At 61.2% G+C, this 24,687-nt stretch carries 27 protein-coding genes; 13 read left to right on the forward strand and 14 right to left on the reverse strand.

Translation table 11 applies throughout. The features are described from left to right. Positions 1-56 precede the first annotated feature (56 nt). Together E6W33_RS20665 and E6W33_RS20670 are read right to left on the reverse strand one after the other, a co-directional pair. Positions 57-1,277, reverse strand: coding sequence for a 6-phosphofructokinase (locus E6W33_RS20665; RefSeq protein ID WP_136419217.1), 1,221 nt, complete (start codon positions 1,275-1,277; stop codon positions 57-59). Positions 1,278-1,400: 123 nt separating this feature from the next. Continuing rightward, positions 1,401-1,952, reverse strand: coding sequence for an SRPBCC family protein (locus E6W33_RS20670; RefSeq protein ID WP_247869723.1), 552 nt, complete (start codon positions 1,950-1,952; stop codon positions 1,401-1,403). A 426-nt stretch (positions 1,953-2,378) separates the two neighbouring features. Between E6W33_RS20670 and E6W33_RS27110 the strand changes: the two genes are divergently transcribed. Further along, entirely contained in the window at positions 2,379-4,088 is a 1,710-nt protein-coding gene (locus tag E6W33_RS27110; RefSeq protein ID WP_168798708.1) for a YsnF/AvaK domain-containing protein, read from the forward strand. Positions 4,089-4,214: 126 nt separating this feature from the next. Here E6W33_RS27110 and E6W33_RS20680 read toward each other — a convergent pair whose 3' ends face one another. Next, complete coding sequence (locus E6W33_RS20680; protein ID WP_136419218.1) at positions 4,215-5,006, reverse strand: class I SAM-dependent methyltransferase; 792 nt, start codon at positions 5,004-5,006, stop codon at positions 4,215-4,217. Between the two features lie 594 nt (positions 5,007-5,600). Between E6W33_RS20680 and E6W33_RS20685 the strand changes: the two genes are divergently transcribed. The 4 genes from E6W33_RS20685 (at position 5,601) to E6W33_RS20700 (ending at position 7,459) form a co-directional block, all read left to right on the forward strand. After that, positions 5,601-5,972 (forward strand): antibiotic biosynthesis monooxygenase, encoded by a 372-nt coding sequence (locus E6W33_RS20685; RefSeq protein ID WP_136419219.1) that lies wholly within the window; start codon positions 5,601-5,603, stop codon positions 5,970-5,972. A 37-nt stretch (positions 5,973-6,009) separates the two neighbouring features. Then, a complete protein-coding gene (locus E6W33_RS20690) occupies positions 6,010-6,402 on the forward strand; it encodes a hypothetical protein (protein ID WP_136419220.1) in 393 nt (130 codons plus the stop codon). A gap of 169 nt (positions 6,403-6,571) precedes the next feature. Further along, positions 6,572-6,877, forward strand: coding sequence for an NIPSNAP family protein (locus E6W33_RS20695; protein WP_136419221.1), 306 nt, complete (start codon positions 6,572-6,574; stop codon positions 6,875-6,877). A 159-nt stretch (positions 6,878-7,036) separates the two neighbouring features. Then, positions 7,037-7,459 (forward strand): hypothetical protein, encoded by a 423-nt coding sequence (locus E6W33_RS20700; RefSeq protein WP_136419222.1) that lies wholly within the window; start codon positions 7,037-7,039, stop codon positions 7,457-7,459. A 25-nt stretch (positions 7,460-7,484) separates the two neighbouring features. Here E6W33_RS20700 and E6W33_RS20705 read toward each other — a convergent pair whose 3' ends face one another. The 5 genes from E6W33_RS20705 to E6W33_RS20725 all read right to left on the reverse strand — a co-directional run bounded on the left by E6W33_RS20705 (position 7,485) and on the right by E6W33_RS20725 (position 12,336). Next, positions 7,485-7,904, reverse strand: coding sequence for a secondary thiamine-phosphate synthase enzyme YjbQ (locus E6W33_RS20705; protein ID WP_136419223.1), 420 nt, complete (start codon positions 7,902-7,904; stop codon positions 7,485-7,487). A 32-nt stretch (positions 7,905-7,936) separates the two neighbouring features. Continuing rightward, the gene (locus tag E6W33_RS20710; protein ID WP_136419224.1) at positions 7,937-8,947 is read right to left on the reverse strand and encodes an RNA methyltransferase; all 1,011 of its coding nucleotides are present in this window, start codon (positions 8,945-8,947) and stop codon (positions 7,937-7,939) included. Between the two features lie 111 nt (positions 8,948-9,058). Next, positions 9,059-9,265, reverse strand: coding sequence for a hypothetical protein (locus E6W33_RS20715; RefSeq protein ID WP_136419225.1), 207 nt, complete (start codon positions 9,263-9,265; stop codon positions 9,059-9,061). 215 nt (positions 9,266-9,480) lie between these two features. Continuing rightward, positions 9,481-11,922, reverse strand: a complete 2,442-nt coding sequence (lon, locus tag E6W33_RS20720; protein ID WP_136419226.1) for an endopeptidase La — start codon at positions 11,920-11,922, stop codon at positions 9,481-9,483. 6 nt (positions 11,923-11,928) lie between these two features. After that, positions 11,929-12,336, reverse strand: a complete 408-nt coding sequence (locus E6W33_RS20725) for an Hsp20/alpha crystallin family protein (RefSeq protein ID WP_136419227.1) — start codon at positions 12,334-12,336, stop codon at positions 11,929-11,931. A 240-nt stretch (positions 12,337-12,576) separates the two neighbouring features. Here E6W33_RS20725 and E6W33_RS20730 point away from each other — a divergent pair, with 240 nt between their 5' ends. The 3 genes from E6W33_RS20730 (at position 12,577) to E6W33_RS20740 (ending at position 15,682) form a co-directional block, all read left to right on the forward strand. Further along, the gene (locus E6W33_RS20730; protein WP_136419228.1) at positions 12,577-14,619 is read left to right on the forward strand and encodes a hypothetical protein; all 2,043 of its coding nucleotides are present in this window, start codon (positions 12,577-12,579) and stop codon (positions 14,617-14,619) included. A 126-nt stretch (positions 14,620-14,745) separates the two neighbouring features. Beyond that, on the forward strand, positions 14,746-15,414 hold the full coding sequence (locus E6W33_RS20735; protein ID WP_136419229.1) for an SRPBCC family protein: 669 nt from the start codon (positions 14,746-14,748) through the stop codon (positions 15,412-15,414). 40 nt (positions 15,415-15,454) lie between these two features. Beyond that, the gene (locus E6W33_RS20740; protein WP_136419230.1) at positions 15,455-15,682 is read left to right on the forward strand and encodes a DUF3820 family protein; all 228 of its coding nucleotides are present in this window, start codon (positions 15,455-15,457) and stop codon (positions 15,680-15,682) included. Positions 15,683-15,756: 74 nt separating this feature from the next. On the opposite strand, the gene E6W33_RS20745 is transcribed toward E6W33_RS20740, so the two are convergent. Both E6W33_RS20745 and E6W33_RS20750 read right to left on the reverse strand, forming a co-directional pair. Beyond that, entirely contained in the window at positions 15,757-16,176 is a 420-nt protein-coding gene (locus E6W33_RS20745) for a DUF2798 domain-containing protein (protein ID WP_136419231.1), read from the reverse strand. 30 nt (positions 16,177-16,206) lie between these two features. After that, positions 16,207-16,527: a hypothetical protein gene (locus tag E6W33_RS20750; RefSeq protein WP_136419232.1), complete on the reverse strand. Its 321-nt coding sequence runs from the start codon at positions 16,525-16,527 to the stop codon at positions 16,207-16,209. A gap of 172 nt (positions 16,528-16,699) precedes the next feature. Here E6W33_RS20750 and E6W33_RS20755 point away from each other — a divergent pair, with 172 nt between their 5' ends. Next, a complete protein-coding gene (locus E6W33_RS20755; RefSeq protein WP_136419233.1) occupies positions 16,700-17,659 on the forward strand; it encodes a LysR family transcriptional regulator in 960 nt (319 codons plus the stop codon). Between the two features lie 23 nt (positions 17,660-17,682). On the opposite strand, the gene E6W33_RS20760 is transcribed toward E6W33_RS20755, so the two are convergent. The 4 genes from E6W33_RS20760 to E6W33_RS20775 all read right to left on the reverse strand — a co-directional run bounded on the left by E6W33_RS20760 (position 17,683) and on the right by E6W33_RS20775 (position 21,502). Next, positions 17,683-17,895 carry a hypothetical protein gene (locus tag E6W33_RS20760; RefSeq protein WP_136419234.1) on the reverse strand — a complete coding sequence of 71 codons (213 nt, stop codon included), beginning with the start codon at positions 17,893-17,895 and terminating at the stop codon, positions 17,683-17,685. A gap of 76 nt (positions 17,896-17,971) precedes the next feature. After that, positions 17,972-18,175, reverse strand: coding sequence for a hypothetical protein (locus tag E6W33_RS20765; protein WP_136419235.1), 204 nt, complete (start codon positions 18,173-18,175; stop codon positions 17,972-17,974). A 203-nt stretch (positions 18,176-18,378) separates the two neighbouring features. Next, positions 18,379-18,762 (reverse strand): response regulator, encoded by a 384-nt coding sequence (locus E6W33_RS20770; RefSeq protein ID WP_136419236.1) that lies wholly within the window; start codon positions 18,760-18,762, stop codon positions 18,379-18,381. 271 nt (positions 18,763-19,033) lie between these two features. Beyond that, a complete protein-coding gene (locus E6W33_RS20775) occupies positions 19,034-21,502 on the reverse strand; it encodes an EAL domain-containing protein (RefSeq protein WP_168798709.1) in 2,469 nt (822 codons plus the stop codon). Between the two features lie 501 nt (positions 21,503-22,003). Between E6W33_RS20775 and phbB the strand changes: the two genes are divergently transcribed. From phbB to E6W33_RS20795, 4 genes are all read left to right on the forward strand, one after another. Beyond that, positions 22,004-22,726, forward strand: a complete 723-nt coding sequence (phbB, locus tag E6W33_RS20780) for an acetoacetyl-CoA reductase (protein ID WP_136419238.1) — start codon at positions 22,004-22,006, stop codon at positions 22,724-22,726. 66 nt (positions 22,727-22,792) lie between these two features. Further along, positions 22,793-23,239 (forward strand): universal stress protein, encoded by a 447-nt coding sequence (locus E6W33_RS20785; protein WP_136419239.1) that lies wholly within the window; start codon positions 22,793-22,795, stop codon positions 23,237-23,239. Between the two features lie 54 nt (positions 23,240-23,293). Continuing rightward, positions 23,294-23,749 carry a universal stress protein gene (locus E6W33_RS20790; protein WP_136419240.1) on the forward strand — a complete coding sequence of 152 codons (456 nt, stop codon included), beginning with the start codon at positions 23,294-23,296 and terminating at the stop codon, positions 23,747-23,749. Position 23,750: 1 nt separating this feature from the next. Beyond that, positions 23,751-24,602 carry a universal stress protein gene (locus E6W33_RS20795; RefSeq protein WP_136419241.1) on the forward strand — a complete coding sequence of 284 codons (852 nt, stop codon included), beginning with the start codon at positions 23,751-23,753 and terminating at the stop codon, positions 24,600-24,602. Positions 24,603-24,687: the final 85 nt, after the last annotated feature.

Below are 24,687 nucleotides of genomic sequence, written 5' to 3' on the forward strand. Positions count from 1 at the left end.
AATAACAAATGCTTTTTTCCGTGCCTTCCGTGTTTTCCATGGACACTCGCTACTTGCTAGCGCGTCGCGTTCTTCACCTTCGGCACCGGATAGTAGCGCAGGCGGAATGCATCGGGCATGCCCGAGCCGAGCAAGGGGCGCAAATACAGCCGGAAGGCATCGGTGATGTCGGTGCCGCTTTCGGCGATGAATTCGTCGTCCATCACGCGCGTCTTGCCGGCCACCACTTCGAGGTCGAGCAATTCATAATCGACCGAGTAGAAGCCGGTGCGATTGATCGCCACTGATCCGTCGCGATTGCCCCACATCGCGTACTGCACCGCTTTTTCGCCGACCTCGCGCGCTTCGCGCTGATCGACATCGGAGACGCAGCCGATGAAGGAACGCTGCAGATAGCCGAAGGTGTCGCCGCGCACGCGCTTGATCTTCAGCTTGGACTTGATTTCATCGCACAGCAGATCGGCCAGCGCGCCGCTGCCGGAAAGCTGCACGTTGCCGTGCGCGTCGCGCTCCACTTCCTTGGCCAGGAGGCTCGCGATGGGCGCGCCCGACAGGTCATGCACGCCTTCGGACACGGCAATCACGCAGCGTCCGTAGCGATCGAAGACGCGCTTCACATCGGACAGGAATTTGTCGATGACAAAGGTGCGTTCGGGCAGGTAGATCAGATGCGGTCCGTCGTCGGGGAATTTCTTGCCGAGCGCGGACGCCGCAGTCAGGAAGCCGGCGTGACGTCCCATCACGACGCCGACATAGACGCCCGGCAGCGCCGCGTTATCGAGATTGGCACCGGCGAAGGCTTGCGCGACGAAGCGCGCGGCCGATGGAAATCCGGGCGTGTGATCGTTGCCGACCAGGTCGTTGTCGATGGTCTTCGGGATGTGAATGCTGCGCAAGGGATAGTTCGCCTTTTGCGCTTCCTGGCTGACGATGTGCACGGTATCGGCCGAGTCGTTGCCGCCGATGTAGAAGAACTGCTCGATCTGGTGCGCGCGCAGTACGTTGAAGATTTCCTGGCAATACTTGACGTCCGGCTTGTCGCGCGTGGAACCCAGCGCCGACGCAGGCGTGTTGGCCACCAGTTCCAGGTTGTGGCTGGTCTCCTGCGTCAGATCCAGGAAATCTTCATTCACGATGCCGCGCACGCCGTGACGCGCGCCGTAGACCAGTTCGACGTTGCGAAATCGTCGCGCCTCCAGCACCACACCGACCAGCGACTGATTGATCACAGCGGTCGGACCGCCCCCTTGCGCCACCAGGATTTTTCCGGAAGGCATAGCATTCCTCCTCTATCAGATAGGACCGGGCATCACTCGTCCGATTTTACCGCGACGTTCTGATAGAGGGCGCTACGCGGGAAGAATATTCGAGTTGCGCTTGAGAAGGATCAGTTCCACAACCTAATGCGGCGCAACCGATCCGCGCCAAGCCCCGGTTTCCCTGCCGCGGGTTTCAAGCATGTCCTTGAAGCGCTTGAGATTGGCTTTCGTCTGCAGCTTGACGACACCCAGCGCATCGCCGATTTTTTCATCCATGGTGCGCGGATCGTAATCCATTTGCAGCATGATGCGCGTCTTTCCGTCCGAGAGCTTGTGGAAGGTGACCACGCCGGCATTGCGGACGCCGCCGATGCTGCGCCATGCGATGCGCTTGTCGGGAATCTGCTCGGTGATCTCGGCATCCCATTCCTGTTCCTTGCCGGCCACCTCGGCGCGCCAGTGCAGATGCGTATCGTCAAGCTGGCGCACTTCGCGCACGCTGTCCATGAACTTCGGAAAATCTTCAAACTGCGTCCATTGGTTGTACGCGGCGCTGACCGGGACATCCACGTCGATGGATTCCTGCGTGGACGACGACGTCTTTCGCATGACGCCGGTCTTCTTCAGCTGTTTCGACAGGATAACTCCGCCCGCGGCGAGCGCGGCAACGGCGAGGATTCTGTTCATGTTCATGTGCATCTCCTTTCGAGTAAGGCTTGTTCGTGGAGCAAAGTTGTCTTGCGCATCGCGCAAAGTGATTCATGCAGATCGTGATTCACTGACAACGAAGCTTGTCATTAAGTTCGTGAGTGATTTCCATCGGCCTTGCGTTCACGCGGCTTCCGGCCGTGATTTACCGCTTGAAATGCTGCGCTTCCACGCATGGAACTAATCGCGCGCACAGGCTTCTTACAAGCCTATTGCGGTTTTATTAATATGCTGAAAAGCGCTCAAGCCCCCTTCCTACGCAACAGTGCAGCAACCCCGGCTCACCTTCAATTCTGCCTCCTGCGAGGCGCCGCCGCACATCAACTCCCCGCATGGTTGACTGCATCGCGATGAAGAAGCTCGCTGCATTGTGTTGACGCTTTTCGCATGGAACGAACAAGGAGATGCATCATGGCTTCAGTTTCAAGAAATGATTCCGGCATGCTGACCGCGCTTTTCAATGATCACGCCAGCGCCGAGCAAGCGTATCAAGTCCTTTCCGAGCGCGGCTATACGAAGGACGACATCAATGTGGTCATGTCGGATGACACACGCAAGAAACATTTTGCGCAGCAAGGCACGGCGCAGACGGAGCTTGGCAGCAAGGCGGCGGAAGGCGCCGGTGTCGGCGGCGCGATCGGCGGCACGCTGGGCGCGGTGATCGCTGCCGCGATGGCCACCGGCGCGAGCATTGCGCTGCCCGGCATCGGCCTGGTGGTGGCCGGCCCTCTGGCTGATGCTGCGGCGGGTGCGGGCGCAGGTGCCGCCACCGGCGGACTGCTCGGCGCGCTGGTCGGCTGGGGCATTCCGGAAGAGAACGTCAAGCGCTACGAGAGCGGCCTGAAAGGCGGCGGCATCATGATCGGCGTCAGGCCGCGTTCCGAGGAGGATGCCGATTACATCGAACAACGCTGGCGCAGCCTCAATGCACAGGACGTCTACCGGCCGGGCCGCATGGCGCAGACAGCCGACAGCGGTCGCACCAGCGTGATCGGCGTGTATGACGATTATGCGGATGCCGAAGGCGCGGTGCAGGCGCTGACGGCGGACGGCATTCAACGCTCGCGCATCCATCTGCAGCCCGAGTCGGAAATCCCTGCAAGCGGGAAGACTGCGAAGGCCGCAAAAGTGGCAAAAGCGGAAGCAGAGCATGGCGCGGCGGGCATCAGCGGTTTCTTCCGCTCCCTGTTCGGCACGGAAGAGCACAAGGAGCATCACGATGTGTACGCGGAATCGGTGCGCCGCGGCAGTTACGTGCTGACGTTCGAAGCGCAAGACCATCGGGAGGCCGAGCGCGCGTCCGACATCATGAATCGCTTCAATCCGGTCAATATCGATGAACGCGCCGGCGCATGGAAGCAGCAAGGCTGGTCTGGCTATGAAGCTGCCGCGCCGAAGCTGTCGCAAAAGGAAATTGAAAAGGAACGCAGCAGCTACCGTCCGGCGACGACGCAGGCCGGCACCACGGAGCAATCGACCTTTCCCGTCATCGAGGAAGAATTCAAGGTCGGCAAGCGGCTGGTGCAGCGCGGCGGCATCCGCATCTTCCGCCACGTGACGGAAAAGCCGGTGCATGAATCGGTACAACTGCGCCAAGAGCATGTGAAGGTCGAGCGGCACGCCGTCGACCAGCCGGCCAGCGAAGCCGATCTCGCCGCCTTCAAGGAAGGCTCGGTGGAGCTGCGCGAGATGGCGGAAGAGCCGGTGGTGTCCAAGACCGCGCATGTGATCGAGGAAGTCACCATCGGCAAGGAAGTGAGCCAGAAGACCGAGGAAATCAACGACACCGTGCGCAAGACGGATGTCGAAGTCGAGCAGCTCGGCGCATCGGATACCGGCCGCGGCACGACCGGCATGGTGAAGGGCGATGACGACGCATTCCGCCGTCACTGGCAGACCGCCTATGGCAGTTCAGGCGGGCGCTACGAAGACTACGATGCCGCTTATCGCTACGGCTCCACCATGGCGGGCAGCGAGCGTTTCAAGAACTATCGCTGGGAAGATGTCGAGCCCGACATGCGCAGCGACTGGGAGCGCCAGCATCCGGAAAGCACCTGGGACAAGGTGAAGGACGCGGTGCGCTACGGTGCCGAGCGCGTGGGCGGAAGCCGACGTCATTAAAGTCTGATTGACGCGCAAGCAAAGGGCGGGCGTCCGGCAACGGGCGCCCGCCCTCTTTTGTCGCTAGCGGCATCTCGATCGTCGTCCGGCGCAATGACAGAAACGCGCCGGACGGATCAAGCCTCCCTATTGTTTCGTTGCGGTGATGACCTGGAAGTTTCCGAAGAAGCAGGTGGTGCGCTCGCACGTCCAGTGGCCGGTCTCTTCCAGATAGCTGATCGGGTCATGCGTATCCCAGAGCGCAAGGCCGAGCGGCTCGAACACCTTGAAATAAGCCCAGCTCAGCGCCCGCAGCACACGCAGGCTGGGACGATGAAACTCGGCGAGGAACAGCTTGCCGCCGGGCGCAATCAAGCGACCTGCTTCGCTCAGGGCTTGCCCCTTCAAGTGATGCGGCAGCTCATGCAGCAGGAAGAAGATGACGTTGGCATTCACCACGCCATCCTCTTGCTGCATGCGGGTAGCATTCTCCCGAATGAACTCCACCTTGTCGCCAAAGCCGGCGAGCTTCTCCTTGGCGTGTTCCAGTTCATTGGGAATAATGTCGGCAATCAGCACGCGCTCGGCGCCGGCTTGCAACGCCGCCTTCACCACGCGCGGCATCACATTGCCGAAGGCGCAGGAAGTGATCAGCAGCTTCTTGTTGCGCAGATCCATCTGCCGGATTTCAGCAACGATCTTCGAGACCAGGCGGCGATACTGGAACAACAGGATAGCCGAGATGATCGGCTGGAAATCGATGGCCCGGATAAGCCGCATGTTCGAATACACCGGATACACATGTGAGGTCTCGTTCTGCCATGCGGGGACGAGCCCGCGCACGACCAGTGCGCCGCGCGTGAAGACAAAAAAGAACAGGGCAGTAAAACTCAAAGCAATGAACAGGGCAAAGGCCCCATTGATCATCCAGGTGTCCATGACATTTCCTTCCAATTAAGATCGGGTGCTGCTTCGCTCGCCGCAACGCACGCCGCTCAAGCTGCGCGAATGTCGGGAGGTGTTCATATGCTGTAGAGCAAAAGCGGTGCCATGTCGCAATGCTTGTTGGAAAAGCGGCGACGCGGCGCGGAGCCAGCGCTAACGGCCGCAATGGCGCGCTATCGGATATGCGCGAAGCCGTCGAGGGTGATTTTTTCCTCGAAATGGAAAGGAGTTTTCTCGGGAATTGGAAATGGACGGGTGTGGTGTGCGCCTTGTGCGCAACTGTGGGCTGTGCACTGCCGCCTAGCGTTGCCCTCAGCGGCCATGTGAATTCTTCGAGCCTCCCGTTTGTTGCCGATATTACAATCTTCACCTACACTGAGTGCCAAATGATCGGACTCCAGTGGAGTCCGTCTTTCCCGGTTTTTTATGTTTCCTGTTAAATCGGCTGGCCCGCCGAAAGCCACGCTGCATGCGGCTTGGCATGCGTTCATGCGTCCGTGCATAACGGCTCGCTGGTGCGCATAACGGACAGGCCGAGTCTGATAAATATTCAGTTAGCAGCCTCGATAAAAATATTTTTAGGAACTTATGTACTCATCGACCTTCATTTTCGCCAAAGGGCAATACGACGACGAATTTTTCCGACTCGATGAAGCCATTGCCGAAGCAGCAAAGAAAATTCCGGGCTATCTTGGCGAGGAGACTTGGGAGAATCAAACAACAGGTCTGATCTCGAATGTGTACTACTTGGAGTCGCTTGAATCGTTGCAGGCCTTAATGAAGCATCCGAAGCACGTTGAGGAGAAGCGAGCGCAGGGGAAGTGGCTAGATGGGTATCAAGTCATCGTGTCGGAGGTCATTCGTACGTACGGGGATGGAAGGATCAGCCATCCGGCGGGCACATTTGATGTCGCTAACTCGTCGTATATGGACTCGGGCGCTACGCGCCGTTCAGCTTAGCCGTTATGTCTCATGATTTCATTCAGTGTATCGAGCTATGAAGCGTTTCTTTACTTGTATTTTTTTATTTCTATGCGTGCCCGTTACGGCAGAAGAGTTATATCGCCAGGAGTTCGGCAACTACTTCGACCAAGCCGGAGTGCAGCAAAAGGCGACCTTCAAAGAAATCGTCAGAGACGAAACCTCTTCTGTTGTCGAGGTCACGCCAACAGCAGGAGAACGTGAGGTGTCGATTATTCCTTTGGGTAAGGGTGTATGTGGGCTGATGATTGTTCGCGAAAAGAAGTTTGCGAGGACATACGTGATCGACAAGAAGGCAGGGCTTTTTCGCGTAGCTTTCCCTGAAGACGCCAGTGGTGCCAATGACGCGAAACGCGATTCGCTGGAATGGTTCTTTACGAGAACCTCCTGCACTGGCTTCGCGTTCTAAGGTCGGTATCTCACCGATAACATGCTTAGCGGTACACCCACTGTTTTTGTGGATGAGGCCTCAATGCAAGTGGCCAGTTTGGAGATGCGTCAGTAATGCAGTCCATAACTCCCAGGTCGACACCGACGCTACGCGCCGGTCAACCTAATCGTCAAACATAAAGGCACACATGATCACTTGCTATCTGAAATATGTTGTTGATCCATTCAAGCTCAAGGAATTTGAGCACTATGGGAAGCTTTGGATTCCGCTGGTAGAGAAGTTTGGCGGCAAGCACCATGGATATTATTTGCCTTCTGAAGGGGCAAACAATATTGCGCTTGCGCTGTTCACGTTTCCGAGTCTTGCCAGTTATGAGGAATACCGGACAAAGTCTCTCAATGATCCCGATTGCCAGGCTGCGTTCAAGTATGCGGAAGAGACACGCTGCATCATGAGCTATGAGCGCAGTTTCTTCCGGCCGGTATTCGAATAATTTTTAAGGCGCAAATGATGTTTAACTCGCCGCTCAACACGGGCAGCGTTAAATTGAAAGTGAGTCGTCGTGATTCGTAAAATAAGCATTTTGTGCGCAAGTCTATTGCTCGGCGCATGCGGAGGTGGCAGTAGTGCGAGTGCCGGTTCGCAGATACTCATGCAAGAACTTGCAAGTTCCAACGGCGTTCAGACCAAATACCTAGGCTCCTGGTCCTCTTGCACTGCGCAAGCCAATGGTCAATTCATCCGGAATAACATTTCGTTTTCCTTGTCTGGTACGGACTTGCTGTTCACTCCCGCGATTGGTATCGTCGGCGCCTTTTCGGATGCGGCATGTACACAATCTATTCCTGGTCAATCGGCAGGTGTGACACCTATTGTTCCGCTACGCATAGGCTTGATCAAGGCAATAAGTATCGCGCAACAATCAAACTCCCGGTTCAGTGGAAATGCAGATGAACTACCGGATATCGGTCAAGCTGATTTCAAATTTGCCGGTTTTAATAGCGCCAATACAAGCATATGGTTTTCACCGACAAGTACATTTTCCGGCACGGTCATTCGATACGACAAGAATTAGGACCGCGCTGAACAAACCGCCCGCCTCATTCCCCAATCATCTTCACCAGCACGCGCTTCCTGCGCATACCGTCGAACTCGCCATAGAAGATCTGTTCCCAGGGGCCGAAGTCGAGCCGGCCGTTGGTGATGGCCACCACCACTTCGCGTCCCATCACCTGGCGCTTGATATGCGCGTCGGCATTGTCTTCGCCGGTGTCGTTGTGGCGGTACTGCTTGATCGGTGCGTGCGGCACGAGCTTTTCCAGCCACACCTCGAAATCATGATGCAGCCCCGGCTCGTCGTCGTTGATGAAGACCGAGGCGGAGATGTGCATCGCATTGACCAGCGCCATGCCTTCCCTGATGCCGCTCTCGGCCAGGCAGGCTTCGACCTGCGGCGTGATGTTGATGAAGGCGCGGCGCGTGGGCGTGTTGAACCAGAGTTCCTTGCGGTAGCTTTTCATGCCTGATGCTCCAGTCGGTCCTGTTGGCGTGGTCACGCCGCGTGAATCTTGATGCTGCGCGCCCTTAGCTGTCCGCAGCCGCCATCCACTTCCTGCGCAGCGGAATCGCGCAGCTTGGCGAGGATGCCGCGACGATGCAGTATGCGCACCATTTCGCGTGCGCGCTCCACCTGCGGCCGGCTGAACGGCAGGTCGGGAACGCTGTTGTACGGGATCAGGTTAAGCACGCCGTACTTGCCCTTGAACAGTTCGACGATGCCTTCGATTTCGTCGTCGCCGTCGTTGATGCCTTCGAGCAGGGTCCACTGGTATTGCACCGGATAGGCGGTGGCGCGGCCGTATTCTTCGGCCAGCTCCACCAGTTCGCGCGGCGTCAGGCGCGGCGCGCGCGGCAGCAACGTCTCGCGCAAGTCGGCCTTGGTGGTGTGCAGGGACAAGGCGAGCGCGGGCTTGACCACGCCTTGCGGCAGGCGCTCGAACACGCGCGTATCGCCGACGGTCGAGAACACCAGGCTCTTGTGGCCGATGTTGCCCTCGGTGCCGAGCACTTCGATGGCGTCCATGACGTTGTTGAAATTGTGCGAGGGCTCGCCCATGCCCATGAAGACGACTTTCTTCACCGCGCGTTGCGTGCGCGCCAGCGCAACCTGGGCAAGCATTTCGCCGCTCGTCAGCTGGCGGATCAGGCCGCTGCGCCCGGTCATGCAGAACTGGCAACCGACCGCGCAACCGACCTGGCTGGAAATGCACAATCCGCCGCGCGGCAGCAGCACGCTCTCGACCGTCTGGCCGTCGTTCAAGCCGACCAGCAGCCGCGCCGATCCCTCCTCGGCCGGATGCGAGGCGATCAGGCGCGCCATGCCGCGCAGCTCGGCATCGAGCGCGGGCAAGGCCTCGCGCAGGCTCAACGGCAAATAGTCTTGCGCGCGCCGCCGCCCCTGATCGTGGGAACGGCCTTGTATCCAGTCCCGCAGCACGCGCTGTTCGTGTTCCGGTTTGGCGCCGAGCGCGCGCAGGCGCTGGCGAATACTGTCGATTTGCATGGGAGAAGCGGCGGCCGATGGATGGAAAGACAGGCGCGACCGGGGCCGCGCCTGTGGATCGCTGAATTTTAAGCCGGTGAACGGCTTTTTCCAAATCGGCGCGGCGACGCCTCAGACGTGCACGTAGCCGTCGGTCACCGAGTTGACGAGCACACCGTCCACATAGACCGACACCGGCTCGCCGTCCGGTGAGGTCAGCAGGCCTCCGGTGGATGCGTGCTGGAGGGGCAGCTTCATGCGGCCGCCGTGCACGTCCGCCATCGCTTCGCGGTCCAGTTCTTCGGTCTTCGACAAATCCTTGATGCTCAGGGTTTTCATGGCAATTCTCCTTGCGGTATGAGGTGGGTTCGATGGAGTGCAGATGCTTGCGCTCGTCTATCGCATTGCAGGGAGCGTGCCAGTCGTGGAAAGTCGCCGACGACGCGACAATACAGGGGGGAAGCGGCGTTTCAAGCGGCCGCGCGCATGCGTAGTGCCGGAGTTCACACAACACTGTTGACGCAGGTGTTCGTCCGAGCACGACACATGCATGTCTAGGCGACGGAATTCGGCGCGGCCGGCTGCGGCGTCTCGCCGATCGCCTCGCGCACGGCATCGTCCACCGTTTCCAGCCACACGAACTGGAGCTGACGGCGCGCCTCTTCCGGAATCTCTTCGAGTTCCTTTTCATTGCGTGCAGGCAGCAGCACGGTGGCGATGCCAGCACGCAGCGCGGCCAGCACTTTTTCCTTGATGCCGCCCACCGGCAACACCAGTCCGCGCAGGCTGATCTCGCCGGTCATGGCACGATCGTGGCGCACCGGCCGGTTCATCATCAGCGAGGCGAGCGCGACGAACATGGCGACACCCGCGCTGGGGCCGTCCTTGGGCACCGCGCCGGCCGGCACATGGACATGGATGTCGCTCTTCTCGAAAATCTCCGGCGCGAGGTGCAGGTCCTCCGAGCGCGCCTTGACGAGAGTGAGCGCGGCCTGCGCGCTTTCCTTCATCACGTCGCCGAGCTGGCCGGTGAGGATGAGCCGGCCGTTGCCCGGCGTGCGGCTGGCCTCGACGAACAGGATGTCGCCGCCCACCGGCGTCCACGCCAGCCCGGTGGCGACGCCTGGCAGGCTGGTGCGCATCGCGAGTTCGCTCTCGAATCTTTTCGGGCCGAGGATGGCGTGCAGATCGGCCGCTTCGATGTGCACCTGCTGCACGCTGCCTTTCGCGATCTGCATCGCGGCATGGCGGAACGCGCTGCCGATCTCGCGCTCGAGATTGCGTACGCCGGCTTCGCGCGTGTAATCGTGGATGATGGTGTGCAATGCTTCGTCGCTGATGTCGCATTGCTGCGGCGTGAGGCCGTTGGCCTCGCGTTGGCGCTGCACCAGATAGCGCCGTGCGATCTGCGCCTTTTCCTGTTCGGTATAGCCGGGCAAGGAGATGACTTCCATGCGGTCGCGCAGCGGGCCGGGAATGGTGTCGAGCATGTTGGCGGTGCAGATGAACAGGACTTTCGACAGGTCGAAGGGCACGCCGAGGTAGTTGTCGCGGAAGGTGGCGTTCTGTTCCGGATCGAGCACCTCGAGCAAGGCGGCGGCCGGGTCGCCGTGCATGCCGGCGCCCAGCTTGTCGACTTCATCGAGCATCATCACGCAGTTGCGCGCGCCTGCCTTGCGCAGGGCCTGGATGATGTTGCCGGGCAGCGCGCCGATATAGGTGCGCCGATGGCCGCGGATCTCCGCCTCGTCGTGCACGCCGCCCAGGCTGACACGCGCGAACTTGCGGCCGGTCGCTTTCGCGATGCTCTGGCCGAGCGAGGTCTTGCCCACGCCGGGCGGCCCGACGAAGCACAGGATCGGGCTCTTGCCCTGCGGGTTGAGCTTGCGCACGGCGAGGTATTCGAGGATGCGGCGCTTGATCTTTTCCAGGCCGAAGTGGTCCTGGTCGAGAATGCGGCTGGCCTCGTCCAGGTCGATCTTGTCCTCGGTCATGGCCGACCACGGCAGCTCGGACAACCATTCGAGATAGGTGCGCAGCATGGAATACTCGGCCGCGGCCTCGGGCATCTTTTCCAGCCGTCTGAGTTCCTTCTTCGCATGCACATCCACCTCGGGCGGCAGCTTGGCCCTGACGATCGCTTCCGCCAGATCCTCGAGCTCGGGATTGGCCTCATCGGTTTCGCCGAGTTCCTTCTGGATCGTCTTCAGTTGCTCGCGCAGCAGAAATTCGCGCTGGCGTTCATCCATGCGCTCCTTGGTTTCCTGGTTGATCTTCTGCGACAGGCGCAGGATTTCAATGCGGCGCACCAGGAAGTTCAGGACCTTGTCGAGGCGCTGCGGGAGATCGATGGTTTCGAGGATGTCCTGCTTTTCCTGCACCGTGATATCCATCAGGCCGGCGACGAAATCGGCGTAGGCCGATGCCGAGGTGATGTTCTGCGCGGCGGCCACGACTTCCTTCGAGACATTGGGCAGCATGCCGAGGATTTCCGCCGAGCGCTCCTTCAGCTGCAACAGGCGCGCCTGCACTTCGGCGCTGCTCTCCTCGGCTTCCGGCAGGATCTGCACGCGGGCGGCATAGAACGGATATCCCTGCAGGAATTCGACGATGCGAAAACGCTGATGGCCCTGGCAGACGATGAAGTGATCGTTGTTTTGCGTGACGTAGCGCAGCACGCTGGCGGTGGTGCCGATCTGATGCAGATGCTCCGCCTGCGGCGCCTCCGTCTCGGCCTCGCGTTGCAGGAGAATGCCGACCGGGCGCTCGCTGCGCGCGGCTTCCTGCGCGGCGGCGACCGTCTTCTCGCGCCCGATGTTGATCGGCACCACCAGGCCGGGAAACAGCACGAGGTTGCGCACCGGGATGATGATCAAGGCATCGTCGGGCAGGACCTGCGCCTGAGGCAGCGCCGGTTGCGTGGCTTCGATGATGGCGGCATTGTCGTCGTGCGCAGGCAGCTCGCGGTGCCCGCCTTGTTCAGCGTTCGCAGTCATGATGGGTCATCCGGTCTTCTGCAAGGTGAGCATGAGGCAGCCGTCCTTCAGCAGGCGTTGTCCGAGCTGGAAACGCTGCGCAGGAAACTCGATCCGTCGCTCGAAGCGGCCGTAGGGAATCTCCAGCCGGCGTATCGCTCCGCTGCGGCAAATGCCCGGCATCGCGCGCTGGCCTCGCACGATCACCGCGGTCCCGTCCACGGAGACCTCGAGCTGTTCGGCCGCGACCCCGGGCAGGGCGACAAACACCACGACTTCCCATTCCGTCTCGAAAATATCGACCGGCGGTTGCCAGGCCGGCGGCTGGCTGCGGCGGTTTTCAAGCTGAAAGAACTGGCGATGCAGCCTGTCGGCATGCTCCAGCAATTCCAGTGCTTCATCCCACATCGATGCGGTTGGATCGCGCCATCTCATACGCTGTCTTTCATGCGATTATGATTTTGTCCATGTCAGGTAGACACGATTCGCCGCATCGTGTTCCACCGACACGAGAGCAAGCTGATGATTGCCTGCGCAAGTTCATGCACCGAATGCAGTCGGCGCCCGACCCTTGCCAATGCGTCAAGCAATATTGTTCACAATCAACAAGAAAATTGACGTAGTGCAAGTTGCGTCATAGCATGGGCTTTCACCGCCTCACTGCAGCAATCGACAATGTCTTCCAATTTGCCCTTCCGATGGACTGCGCTCCGCCTGAAAACCGTGAGCGCAGCGGTTCTTTCGACACTCTGTTTTGCCCACGCTCATGCCGTCGGGCTCGGCGACCTCAGCGTGCAGTCTTCCCTTGGACAGCCATTGCGCGCCGAAATCGAACTGGTCGGTCCCGCGAAAGACGACGAGGGCGCGCTGCGCGTCAAACTCGCATCCTTCGACGCTTATCGCCAGGCCAATATCGAGTTCAATCCGGCCCTGCTCTCGCTGCGTTTTGCGATCGAACAGCGCGACAACCGGCAGATCATCCGCGTCGCGTCGTCGCAGGCGATGAACGAACCGTTCATCGATCTCTTGCTGGAAGTCACGGCCAGCAGCGGACGCATGGTGCGCGAATATGTCTTCCTGCTCGACCCGACGAGTCTGCAACCGGTGCAGACCGCCGCCGCGCCCGTGGACAGCAAGGCCGCGCCGAAGTCCGGCGCAAGCGTGGTCGCGCAGGCTGCGACCGCCGGCGCGCACGCAGCCGCAAAGGCCCCGCCATCTCCGCCCGCCCAGCCGGCATCAAGGAGCGCAGTGCCGGCACCAGCGAAAGCCAGCGTGCCGCATGAATCCGCAGTCAGGCCGGCCGCCAACGCCGCCACCGGCGGAAAGCCTCGCCTGCATCTGTCGAGCGTCAACGCGGTGTCCTCCCCCGATGCCGCCGCGATGGTCGATCGGGAAGAGTACGCCTCGATGGAAAAGGCGCTGGCCGACGCCAACACGCGCGTCAAGGCGCTGGAGGTCAAGGTCGGCGAATTGCAGAAGCTGCTGGAAGTGACCAACAGCCTGCTGGCGGAATTGCAGAAACAGAACGCACTGACCAAAGCGGCCACGACGGCATCCGCCCCGCTTGCCGCGAGTGCCGCCGCACCGTCCGCCAGCGCAGAGGCGAAACCCGCCGAGTTCAAGAACGATACGCCTGCAGTGCCAGTCAAGCCGGCCGTCGCAGCGCCCGCCCGCCCCAAGCCGGCAGCGCCCCCGCCGCCACCCGAGCCGGGCTGGTTCGACGATTCGCTGCTGTTGCCCGGCGCCGGGCTGCTGCTCGTGGCGCTGGGCGCAGCCGGCCTTTACCTGCGGCGCAGGAGGGAGCAGAAGCCGTTCGACGCGGCGACGTACGCCATGACAAACACGGTGGAAAACACCAGCACCCAGGGCCTGGATACCGGCACGCTCAATTCCGGCTATACGCTGCTCGGCACGCCCTCCCATGGCGGCGACGGCGAGGTCGACGCCATGTCGGAGGCGGATGTCTACATCGCCTACGGTCGCGACGTGCAGGCAGAGGAAGTGCTAAAGGATGCGCTGCTCAAGCAGCCCGAGCGGCATGCGCTGCGCGTCAAGCTGCTCAGCATCTACGCCGGCCGCAAGGACCGTCATGCCTACGAATCGCTGGCGCGCGAGCTGTACCGGATGACGAAGGGCGAAGGCGAGGACTGGATGCACGCGGCCGCAATGGGCATCGAGATGGATCCGGGCAATCCCCTGTACGCACAAGGCAAGACGCTCGCGCAGCCGGAAATCATCATGGCATCGACCGAAGCGCACGATCTGGACGATGCCTTGCCGGCGCTGGAAGACGGTACCGAGGAGAAAACGCTGTCTGCAGCCTCCGATGAAGTGGACGCGACGCAGGCGGCACCATTGCCCGCCGTTATGCCGGCACAAGAAGCGCCAGCCGCCGCGCAGCTCACATCAAATGACCTGGACTTCGACCTCGACGGCATGCAGCCGAACAAGGCCGAGGAAGAAGCGCAAGCCGCAGCCGGTCCGATCGACTTCGCGCTGCCGGAACTGCCCGCCGCGGAAAAAGCGGAGGAACCGGTGGCGGAAACCGGCCCCATCGACTTCGATTTCGTCCTGCCCAGTATCCCGATCCCGGAAGAGCCCGCAAAGCCGCACAGCGCGGAGCCCGATATCGCGCCGCTCGACTTCGATTTCGTCGTGCCCGGGATCGCCGCTGGGAACGACCAGCCGGAACGCGAAGACCTGCGCGTCACGAAGTAGCGTCGGCGCGACGCGCAAATCGCCGCAACTTGTTATCCGCCTTGCACTCTGAGCTCTCAATGCAGGTCCGCTTGCCCCTGTGGCCAGCGGACCTGCAGTCCAGCACACGAGAGACGGAGATGCATCATGACAAGAATCCAGCAGTCGATTGAAGTTGGCGTGCCGCTGCATGCCGCCTACCACCAGCTCACCCGCTTCGAGGACTATCCGCGTTTCATGCAGGATGTCGACACGGTGCGGCAGCTCGACGACACCCACCTGCACTGGTCGAGCAAGCTGTCGTACCAGACCATGGAGTGGGATGCGGAGATCACCGAGCAGCAGCCGGACCGCTGCATTGCCTGGCGCAACACCAGCGGCCCGACCAATGCCGGCCGGCTAGAGCTGCAGGCGGTCGGCGCAGACAAGGCGCGCGTCACCCTGACCATGGAATGCGAGCCGAATGAGATCCTGGTTGCGCCCGACGGCGACACGGAGGCCGTGATGACGCACAGGCTGGAGCAGGATCTGGCTTGCTTCAAAGCCTATGTCGAAGGCCGCGACGTGGGAAATGGTGCGCCGGCCGCTGCGCTCGGGGAGGCCGCGCGCAGCACGCAGTCCGAGGCTTCGCTGTCGCAAGCCTCCGCCGAGCGCAGCGGTGATGAACGCTTTTCCGTCGCCGAAGAGCAGAACTTCGACGCGCAGTCCGACCAGGCGCGGCGCGTGGGGCAGGCTCCCGATGGCTTGGGGCAGGACGCCGCGAACAAGGACGAAATCCGGCAGGCCATCGAGCGCAGCATTCCTCCGTCGGAATAAAATTGCGCGCTATCCCTGCACTGAGAGACCTGCCCGCACCATGAACCCCGCCGACCTGGAACTGCTCGTCAACCGCACCATGCCCTTCGGCAAATACAAGGGCCGCCTGATTGCCGACCTGCCCGGTCATTACCTGAACTGGTTCGCGCGCGAAGGTTTTCCTCCGGGCGAGATCGGCCGTCTGCTCGAGCTGATGCACGAGATCGATCACAACGGCCTGTCGTCCCTGCTCAAACCTTTGCGGCAGCGGTCAGAGAGTGCATCATAAAAAAGCCCCGCCAAGCCGAAGCTTGCGGGGCATAAATCCTTCCTTAGCAGGGAGGAGGAGACAACGGGCAGGCCTTACACGGCGCTGAAGTCGGGATTCGGCTTCAGTCCGCGCAGGGCGGTAAGTCCGTTTCGCGCAGTGACGCGTTCCGAGGCCTTGAGAATGTCGTCGAACGCGAGCCCGGGGTGACGCCGGACCGGCATCGGCACGGCAACCGCCGGCGCACGTGCGGCCAGGCGGAACAGTGTCGGACCGACCAGATAGGTCACCGGGAAGGCGATCGGCCACGCGGTCAGCCAGCTTTCCAGCCACGCGCCGAAGAAACCTTCGGTCGCTCCCGACCACATCGCATGCATGACCGCGGTGATCACCAGCGTGATCAAACCGCTCAGCACCAGGGATGGCAGCATCGACGCCAGGCTGCGCGAACGGCGCACATAGGACGCGACCTGATCCAGGAGATTGGGGTGGAAGGAATGGCTGACTGCGCTCATGATGGCACCTCGTCGAAAGTGTTTGGCGTCCTAGTTGCCGCGTGATGCGATCGAGCGCAGCTCGGCGGCCAGGCTCGGATGCAGGCTTTCCACTTCACGCGCCATGCGGTTGATCTGCATGATGCTCTTCAGCTGGCGGCGCTCCTCACGCTCTGCCAGCGAGCGGCGCGGCTTGACGACCAGCAATGCAGCGCGCAGCAGTCCGATCAGCAAGGGCTTGAAAGCGACCAGCACGGCGGCCAGTACGCCGACGCCAAGCAGCGGGCGGATGACATTCAGCGCGTTGGCGACGAGCACCTGTAACGCGGGGAGGGCGGATTCTGCAGGGATGGCGATAGTTAAGATAGACATGATTTACTCCAAAACAAGATTCACTCGATTCGATTTTTCGCTTTTGCTGCATTGCAGTATAAGTTGCTCACAGTTATAAAACCAATTTCCGTTTTACATATCAGCTATACTCCATGTGAATAACAGGGTCTTTCCTGTTTGCCATTCCCACCACCCGCTTCCGCCCTAAAACATGAGCTTCCTGACCCTGGATCTGAATCTCTTGCGCGTCTTTGACGCCGTGATGACGGAGCAAAATCTGACGCGTGCAGCCAACAGATTGGCAATGACACAACCCGCCGTGTCGAATGCGCTGCGCCGGCTGCGCGATGCGCTCGGGGACGAGTTGCTGATTCGCACCGCGCATGGCGTGAAGCCGACGCCGCGCGCCGAAAGCCTGTGGCCGACGGTGCGGCGCGCGCTGTCGGGACTGGAAGAAGCGATTGCGCCGGAAGAACACTTTGATATTTCCACCGCGCAGAGTACTTTCCGCATGGCCATGGCCGATGCCACAGCCGCCTTGTGGCTGCCGGCCCTGGTGCGCTCGATCGAGCGCGATGCGCCGGGCCTGACGATTCGCATGGTTCCCTTGACGACACGCGAGCCGCGACCGATGCTGCTTCGCGGCGACATCGATCTGGCGGTCGGGTTCTTTCCGGGCGTGGTGGCGCAGCTGGCGGGCGGACAGGCGTCGGTGACGCCGATTCGCCACGAGCAGCTCTACTCAGGCCGTTACGTATGCGTGATGCGCAAGCATCACCCGCTGGCAAAGACGGAGCTGACGATCGACGACTACTGCGCAGCGAATCATGTGCTGGTCAGCTTCTCCGGCCGTGCCAACGGCCTGGTGGACGAAGCACTGGCCAAGATAGGGCGCGAGCGCCGCATTCTCCTGACCGTGAATCAATTCTTTACCGCCGGCCGGGTGGTGGCCACCTCCGACCTCATCACGGTGCTGCCGCGCCATCTGATCGCGTCCACCGGCATCACCGGCGCGCTGATCACCAAGGAGCTGCCGTTTGCGCTGCCGAATGTGCACGTGGACATGCTGTGGCATGAGCGCGACACGCGCAATCCGGCCCACAAATGGCTGCGCGAACACCTGAGCGGAACCACGCGCGACACCTTTGCGAAAACGGGCATCGCACGCTGACAGAGTTGGCCCTGCGCAGGCGATCAATGCCGGTGAAGCGGCAGCTGCTGTCCGTCCTTGCCGACGCACAGTCCGGCAGCCGTCTTGATCACGGTGATGCTTCCTTCGCCCCTGACTTCAACCGACACGGCATCGGCGGTGCGCAGCACATTGGCCAGGCGCAGATGACCGTGCAGCAGGCGATAGGCTTCGCCGTCGCGGACAATCACGATATCGGGAATGAGCTTGTTCTCCATGCGCGGCATGCTACGCGCCGCATGTGACACGGACATGACGCGTGCATGAAGCTTTGATGAAAGACTGCGGCCGGTCTCAGCGGCGCGGCGTTTCGGCGGCAGGCTTGCGCTTGCCGTCCGCCTGGACTTCGTCGCGCCCGGCATCGCCCAGTTCGGGCGAATCGAGCTGCGCGCGCAGGTATTTGATCGGGGCCAGCGCCAGCACGATGATCAAGGTCCAGAACAGGATCATTGCAAGCGTTCCCAGCCAGTGCCAGCCTATTCCATGATGCCACATCATCGCGAGACCTCCCGGGATGTTCGCCGCCAGTGCTGGCAGCGTGTATTCTGTTTTACCTTATTTGGGAAGGGAGGCCCTTTGACTCAGGTCAAGGATCAGACAAGCATCGCAGAATAATCAAGAACGCTCACTGCCGAGCGGAAAGCGTGTCCTGCATGGCGGCAGCGCGCACACTGCGGGCGGACACGGCGGCCGCACGGACATTACTGCTGCCGGACTGTCCGCCGCTCGCTGTCGTTGTGCTCCACCGCGTGCTTGAGCTGGTTAAGAAAATACGGCTTGTGCAGCACGACGAAGTTGAAATCCAGCTTGTCCGTCAGCAGGTAGCCGAAGCCGGAGGAAAAAACGATTCTTACTTCCGGCGCCTTCCTGGCGACGATCTTGGCCAGGTCGATGCCGGACATGCCGGGCAGTTGCACGTCCGCGATCAATACGTCGAAGGGCTGCGTGCCGAGCCAGGCGACGGCGTCCTCGGCGTTGGACACGCCGTGCGGCCGATGGCCGAGCGTCTCCAGCATCTCGCACAAGATCTGCAGAAAGTCGCTGTTGTCCTCGACGACAAGAACCTGAAACGATGTCGTCGTCATGCCGGAGAACCGGCGGCAGTGTCGGCGGCGAATGCAGCCTCGGCGTGGGCGGGAGCATTGCGGGTTCGCGGTTTGAAGAACGGCATGGGAGCTGACTTTTCAGGTGGTTGAGGTTGGCGGCAGGTATTCTCGCAAACCGGCCGATTTCAGCAATGCGTGATGACCAATTTCCAAACACTTTTTGCGTTTGGTCAATATCGCATGGTGAAACACAGCGAGCCCTTCACACGTCTTCCTCTTGTGCGATCCGAGCGCCAGGGGGATCGAATAATCAATGCACGGTGCAACGCGCCGAAAAGGCGTGGCGGAACCAGTGCTCGAATTCCATGGCGGTCAGCGGTTTGCTGAAATAGAAACCCTGCGCCTGGTCGCAACCGTGTCCGCGCAGATAGTCGACTTCGTCTTCCGACTCGATGCCTTCGCCGACGACTTCCAGCTTGAGCGAACGGCCGAGCGCCAGCACGGTATCGGTGATGGCGCGGCTTTTCGCATCGCGCCCGATGCGATTGATGAAGGACTGGTCGATCTTGAGCTTGTCGAGCGGCAGGCTGGTCAACAGGCCGACACTGGAGTAACCAACGCCAAAATCGTCGAGCGCGATGCGAATGCCGAGGGAGCGCAGCTCCTGCAGCGCGGCGATGGTCTCGTGCAGGTCTTCATGCACCGTGCTTTCCTTCAGCTCTATCTGCAGGCTGCCCGGGTCCATGCCGCTCTGCGCCACGCAGCTCGCCAGGTTGCTGACGAAGGAGCGTTGCCGGAACTCTTGCCGGGCGACATTGATGGCGATGCTGATGTTCGGCAGCCCTGCCTCGCGCCATTGCCGATGCTGCCGGCACGCCTCGTGCGCTACCCAGTCGCCGATCTGGTTGATCAGTCCGGCCGCTTCCGCGACGGGCAGGAACTGCGGCGGGCCGAGCGGTTCGCTGCCCGGCATCGGCAGTCGCAGCAACGCTTCGACGCCGATTGCACTGCCGCTTTCCAGCTCCATGACCGGCTGGTAGTACAGCAGCAACTCGCCATGTTCGAGGGCATGCCGCAAGCGCATCTCGATCGCGAGATGGCGGTCCGACGCATGCTCCAGCAAGGGCGTGTAGAAGCGGTAGCACTTGCGTCCGGCCTTCTTCGCTTCATACATCGCGATGTCGGCACACTTGATCAAGGCGTCCAGGTTGTCGCCGTGGCGCGGATACATGCTGATGCCGATCGATGGCGAGACATGCAGTTGCAAGGACCCTATGTAATAGGGCGCACTGATGCGTTCGACGATGTTCTGCGCCACGGTGGTCGGGCCGTGCGCATCGTCCGGATGCGGCAGGGCGATCACGAATTCATCGCCGCCGAGGCGGCCTACGATGTCTTCCTGCCGGGTGCAGTCAAGCAGCCTCTTGGCGACCTGCTTCAACACCTGGTCGCCGATGTCATGCCCCTGGGTGTCGTTGATGGGCTTGAAATGATCGAGGTCGATGAAGAGCAGCGCACCGCTGCTGTGGGTGCGTTGCGCGATGGCCAGCAGATGCTCGCAGTATTCGAACAACAGCGCGCGATTGGGCAGGCCGGTCAGCGCGTCGCGCTGAGAGGCTTCACGGATGTGCTGCTCGGTGAGCTTGCTATCGGTGACGTCGAGTGTGGTGCCGACGAAACGAAAGTGCCCGTCGGGGTCGACCAGCGACTGGCCGTTGACGCTTATCCAGCGCTCCGCGCCGTCGCCGCAACGGATGATGCGGAACTCGACATTGAAATGCTCGGCTGCGCCATTCAGGGCGATCCTTCTGGCCCTGCCGTCGATGCGCGCCCGGTCTTCCGGGTGGATACGCTCCGCGAACATCTCGTAAGTCATCGGAATATCCGGCGGCAGGCCGTAGATGCGGCGGTTGGTCTCATCCCAGATCAGATCGCCGGATTCGGTGTATTCCCACAAGCCGAGATGGGTCGCCTGCGCCGCCAGCCGCAATGTCTCCTGGCTGCGGCGCAATGCGTCGCTGGCGCGCCGCATGTCATCGATGTCGGTGGAGGAACCGTACATGGCAAGCATCTTGCCGTCGCCATCCTTGAGCGGAATGCCGTGCGACAGAAACCAGCGATAGCCGCCATCGGGCGCCTTCAGGCGCTGCTCGACGCGATATTCTATGCCTGTACGCAGCGCCTCCTCAAGCGCGGCCCTGGTGCGCGCCACGTCATCGGGATGCACGAGCAGGAGCGACTCGCTGGTGGTGTGCAGGTCAGTGCCAAAATATTGGCGGAAGCGCGCATTGGCGTAGCCGATGCTGCCATCCGGCGCCAGCGCCCACACCAGTTGCGGCATGGAATCGGTGATCAGGCGAAAGCGCCGCTCGCTTTCGGCCAACGCGTTCTCCGCTGCCACGCGGCGGCTGATGTCGCGCATGAGCACCACCTGGCCGACGCGATTGCCATCGATCTCGACCGGAGCCGAAGACCCGGACATGATGAGGCCGGTGCCATCCTTGCGGATAAAGGTGTCGGTCCAATCTTCGATGACTTCGCCGCTGGTATAGCTTCGATGGAACGGACAGTCGGTGGCGGAACAGGATGTGCCGTCGGGGCGATGATGATGAATCAGGTCATGCAGGTTTTTTGCGGCGAATTCCGCGGCGGCGTAGCCGAATGCTTTTTCGGCGGCAGGATTAGCATAGATGACGCAGCCCTGGGCGTCGGTAAAGAAGATAGGATCGACCGCATGATCTGCAATGATCCTGTTGGTATCGATAATTGACTGCACCATGCCTCCTCGCACAGCGATCCGGCGATAACGCGAAGAAGGCACGAGTCCCTGCAATGCGATGCCAAAGAAGTGCAATGTTGTTTTTCGACCGGCGCCGTGCAACTTGGTTCTTGCCGGCAGCGCGATGATGACGAGGAGAATATTTCCAGTCGATAAGTGCTTGACGCGCATCAACGGCGTCATCACACGCTGTTCGGGCGACGCATGACTTTTCCGGATTTCGTTGACTCAGATCAACGTGAACGGGTGCAGTCCATTGGGTCTTCGTCTACTCTGAATAGGAGTCCATTTCGGCAGGCAGGGCCTGCGGATTGCAGACCAGGAACGGCGCAGACAAGGCGCGCGGAGGCGACATAGCGGTGCTATGGCAACGACGAGCAACGCCGTATCCGTCGTTCCTGGTCTGAAGCTGCGGGCGGTGCCTGCCGAAATGGGCTCTAAGCGCTGGAGCCTGTCGCATCGCACGACAGCCTTGTTCCGGCCGCATGCGGGGGATCGACGATGAGACGTACCGCAATTGTCACCGGAGGCACACGCGGCCTCGGCAAGGCAATCTCCATTGCGCTTCAGTCGCAAGGGGTGGAGGTGGCCGCAATCTATTGCAGCAACGTCGGCGCGGCACAGGCCTTCAGCACGGCGACCGGCATGCGTTCGTACAAGTGGGACGTGTCCGATTTCGACGCCTGCCGCGAGGGCGTCTCGGCGGTGGAAAAAGACCTCGGGCCGGTCGATATCCTGGTCAACAATGCCGGCGTCACCGGCGACGCGATGCTGCATCGCATGAGGGCGGAGCAGTGGGCGCGCGTGATCGACAACGATCTCGGCTCGGTCTTCAACATGTGCCGCAACGTCATCGAAGGCATGCGCGAACGCAGCTTCGGACGCATCATCAACATCAGTTCGGTCAACGGACAAAGGGGCCAGGCCGGCCAGACCAATTATGCGTCGGCCAAGGCGGGCATCCTCGGATTCACCAGGGCGCTCGCGCTGGAAGGCGCGCGCAAGAACATCACGGTGAATGCGGTGGCGCCGGGCTATTGCGATACCGAGATGGTGGCCGCCGTTCCGCAGGACATACTCAAGACGATCATCGCAGGCATCCCGGTCGGGCGGCTGGGCGCGCCGGACGACGTGGCACGCGTGGTCGCCTTTCTGGCGAGCGAGCAGGCGGGCTTCATCAACGGCGCGACATTTTCTGTGAATGGAGGACAGTACATGAGTTAGGCGGGTGCGATTCGTTCCACGCAGTGGGCGCGCCTGCCGCCATTTCACGCAGTGAAGGAGAACATCATGTTCAAGACGATTCTGGTGCCGACCGACGGTTCAACGCTGGCCGATGAAGCAATCCACGCAGCCGTCGAGTTTGCGAAGGAAAGCGATGGCTACGTGGTCGGGCTCTCGGTGGCGGAGCCCTATCCGTTCTCTCCGCTGTCCGAAAGCGCGATGACCGAGGAATGCGTGCACTACGAAGACCAGATGCTGGCGCGGGCGCGGCAGAACGTGCAGAAGGTGGCCGATGCGGCAAAGGCCATGAAGGTGCCGTGCGAGACCGTAGTCGAGCAATCCTTCTCGCCGTACGAGAAGATCATCGATACCGCGCGCAACATGAGCTGCGATGTGATCTTCATGGCTTCGCATGGCCGCAAGGGGCTGAGCGAACTTCTGCTCGGCAGCGAAACACAAAAGGTGCTGGCGCACTCGACCATTCCGGTACTGGTCATTCGCCAGAATATGTGACCGCGATGCAGCGCACCTTATCAACCCTGTTGCATCAACCCTGAAGAGACGATCATGTTCAAGAAAATCCTGATCCCCACCGACGGCTCGGCGCTGGCCACGACAGCAGCGCAGGCCGGCGTGGAATTCGCCAGGCAGTGCGGAGCCGAGGTGGTCGGCGTGTTCATTGCGCCGGACTACCACTATCCGATCGGCGTGGAAATCATCCCGCCCAGCTATCCGAGCGAAGAGGAGTACAAGGTGTCGATCGCGCGCACCGGCGAAGCCTACCTTGCAGGTGTGCGGGAAGCGGCGACAGCCGCCGGACTGAAATACAGCTCAGTCATCGCCTACTCGGAACAGACCGCATTGAAGATCGTGGAGATCGCGCAGCAGCAGCAATGCGATCTGATTTTCATCGGCTCGCACGGGCGCAGCGGCCTCGGGCAATTATTGCTCGGCAGTGTCACCACCAAGGTACTCGCGCTGTGCGACATTCCGGTATTCGTGTTCCGCCTGAAGAAAGCCTGATATGTCTTACCGGACGATACTCGTGCATGTCGATGTATCGAAGCACGCGCTTGCACGCATCCGACTTGCCGCCGGCATTGCCGCGCAGGAGGAGGCGCACCTGGTCGGTGCCGCCACGAGCGGCGTGTCGAGATACATCTATCAGACCGGCCTGATCGATGAAGCCGCTCCCAACGCCGCGCAGCATCTCGCGCTGCACGTGAACGCCCTGCGCGAGCGCGCGCAAAAGGCACTGCAGGCATTCGAGGAACAGGCGCGCGGCCTGGGCATCGCATCGTTTGAGCGCGCATTGATCGACGACGAGGCGAGCGCCGGCATCAGCCTGCGGGCACGCTACTGCGACCTGGTGGTGATCGGACAATTCGATCCGGATGAGTTGTCGCCGATCGTGATGCCCGACTTCCCCGAATACGTGGTGATGAATTCGGGACGCCCGGTGCTGATCCAGCCCTATGCGCGCCGTGTCGACACGCTGGGTAGGCAAATCCTTGTCGCCTGGGATGCGAGCATCGGCGCAACGCGCGCAGTGGTTAACGCACTGCCCCTGCTGCGGCGCGCGCAAGCGGTCGATCTCGTCGTGTTCAATGCAGAGGCGAATGAAGGCCGGCACGGCGATCAACCGGGCGCCGACATCGCCTTATACCTGGCGCGTCACGGCGTGCGGGTCAACGTGATCCCGCAATCGACGCAGGGCGGCGTGGGCGATGCATTGCTCTCGCTGGCCGACAGTCGCGGCTCCGACCTGCTGGTGATGGGCGGCTACGGCCATTCCCGTTTCCGCGAATTGTTGCTTGGCGGCGTGACCCGCACTGTCCTGCAGTCCATGACGATTCCGGTATTGATGTCGGCCTGATTCAAGCACGCGCGATTCAGGCTGGCGCTTCTTGCAATCCTTGATGTCCGTCAATCAATTTTTCTTTGGCGCTCCGTAGCATCCC

The sequence above is a fragment of the Herbaspirillum sp. ST 5-3 genome (assembly GCF_004804275.1).
Classification (GTDB): Bacteria; Pseudomonadota; Gammaproteobacteria; order Burkholderiales; family Burkholderiaceae_D; genus Noviherbaspirillum.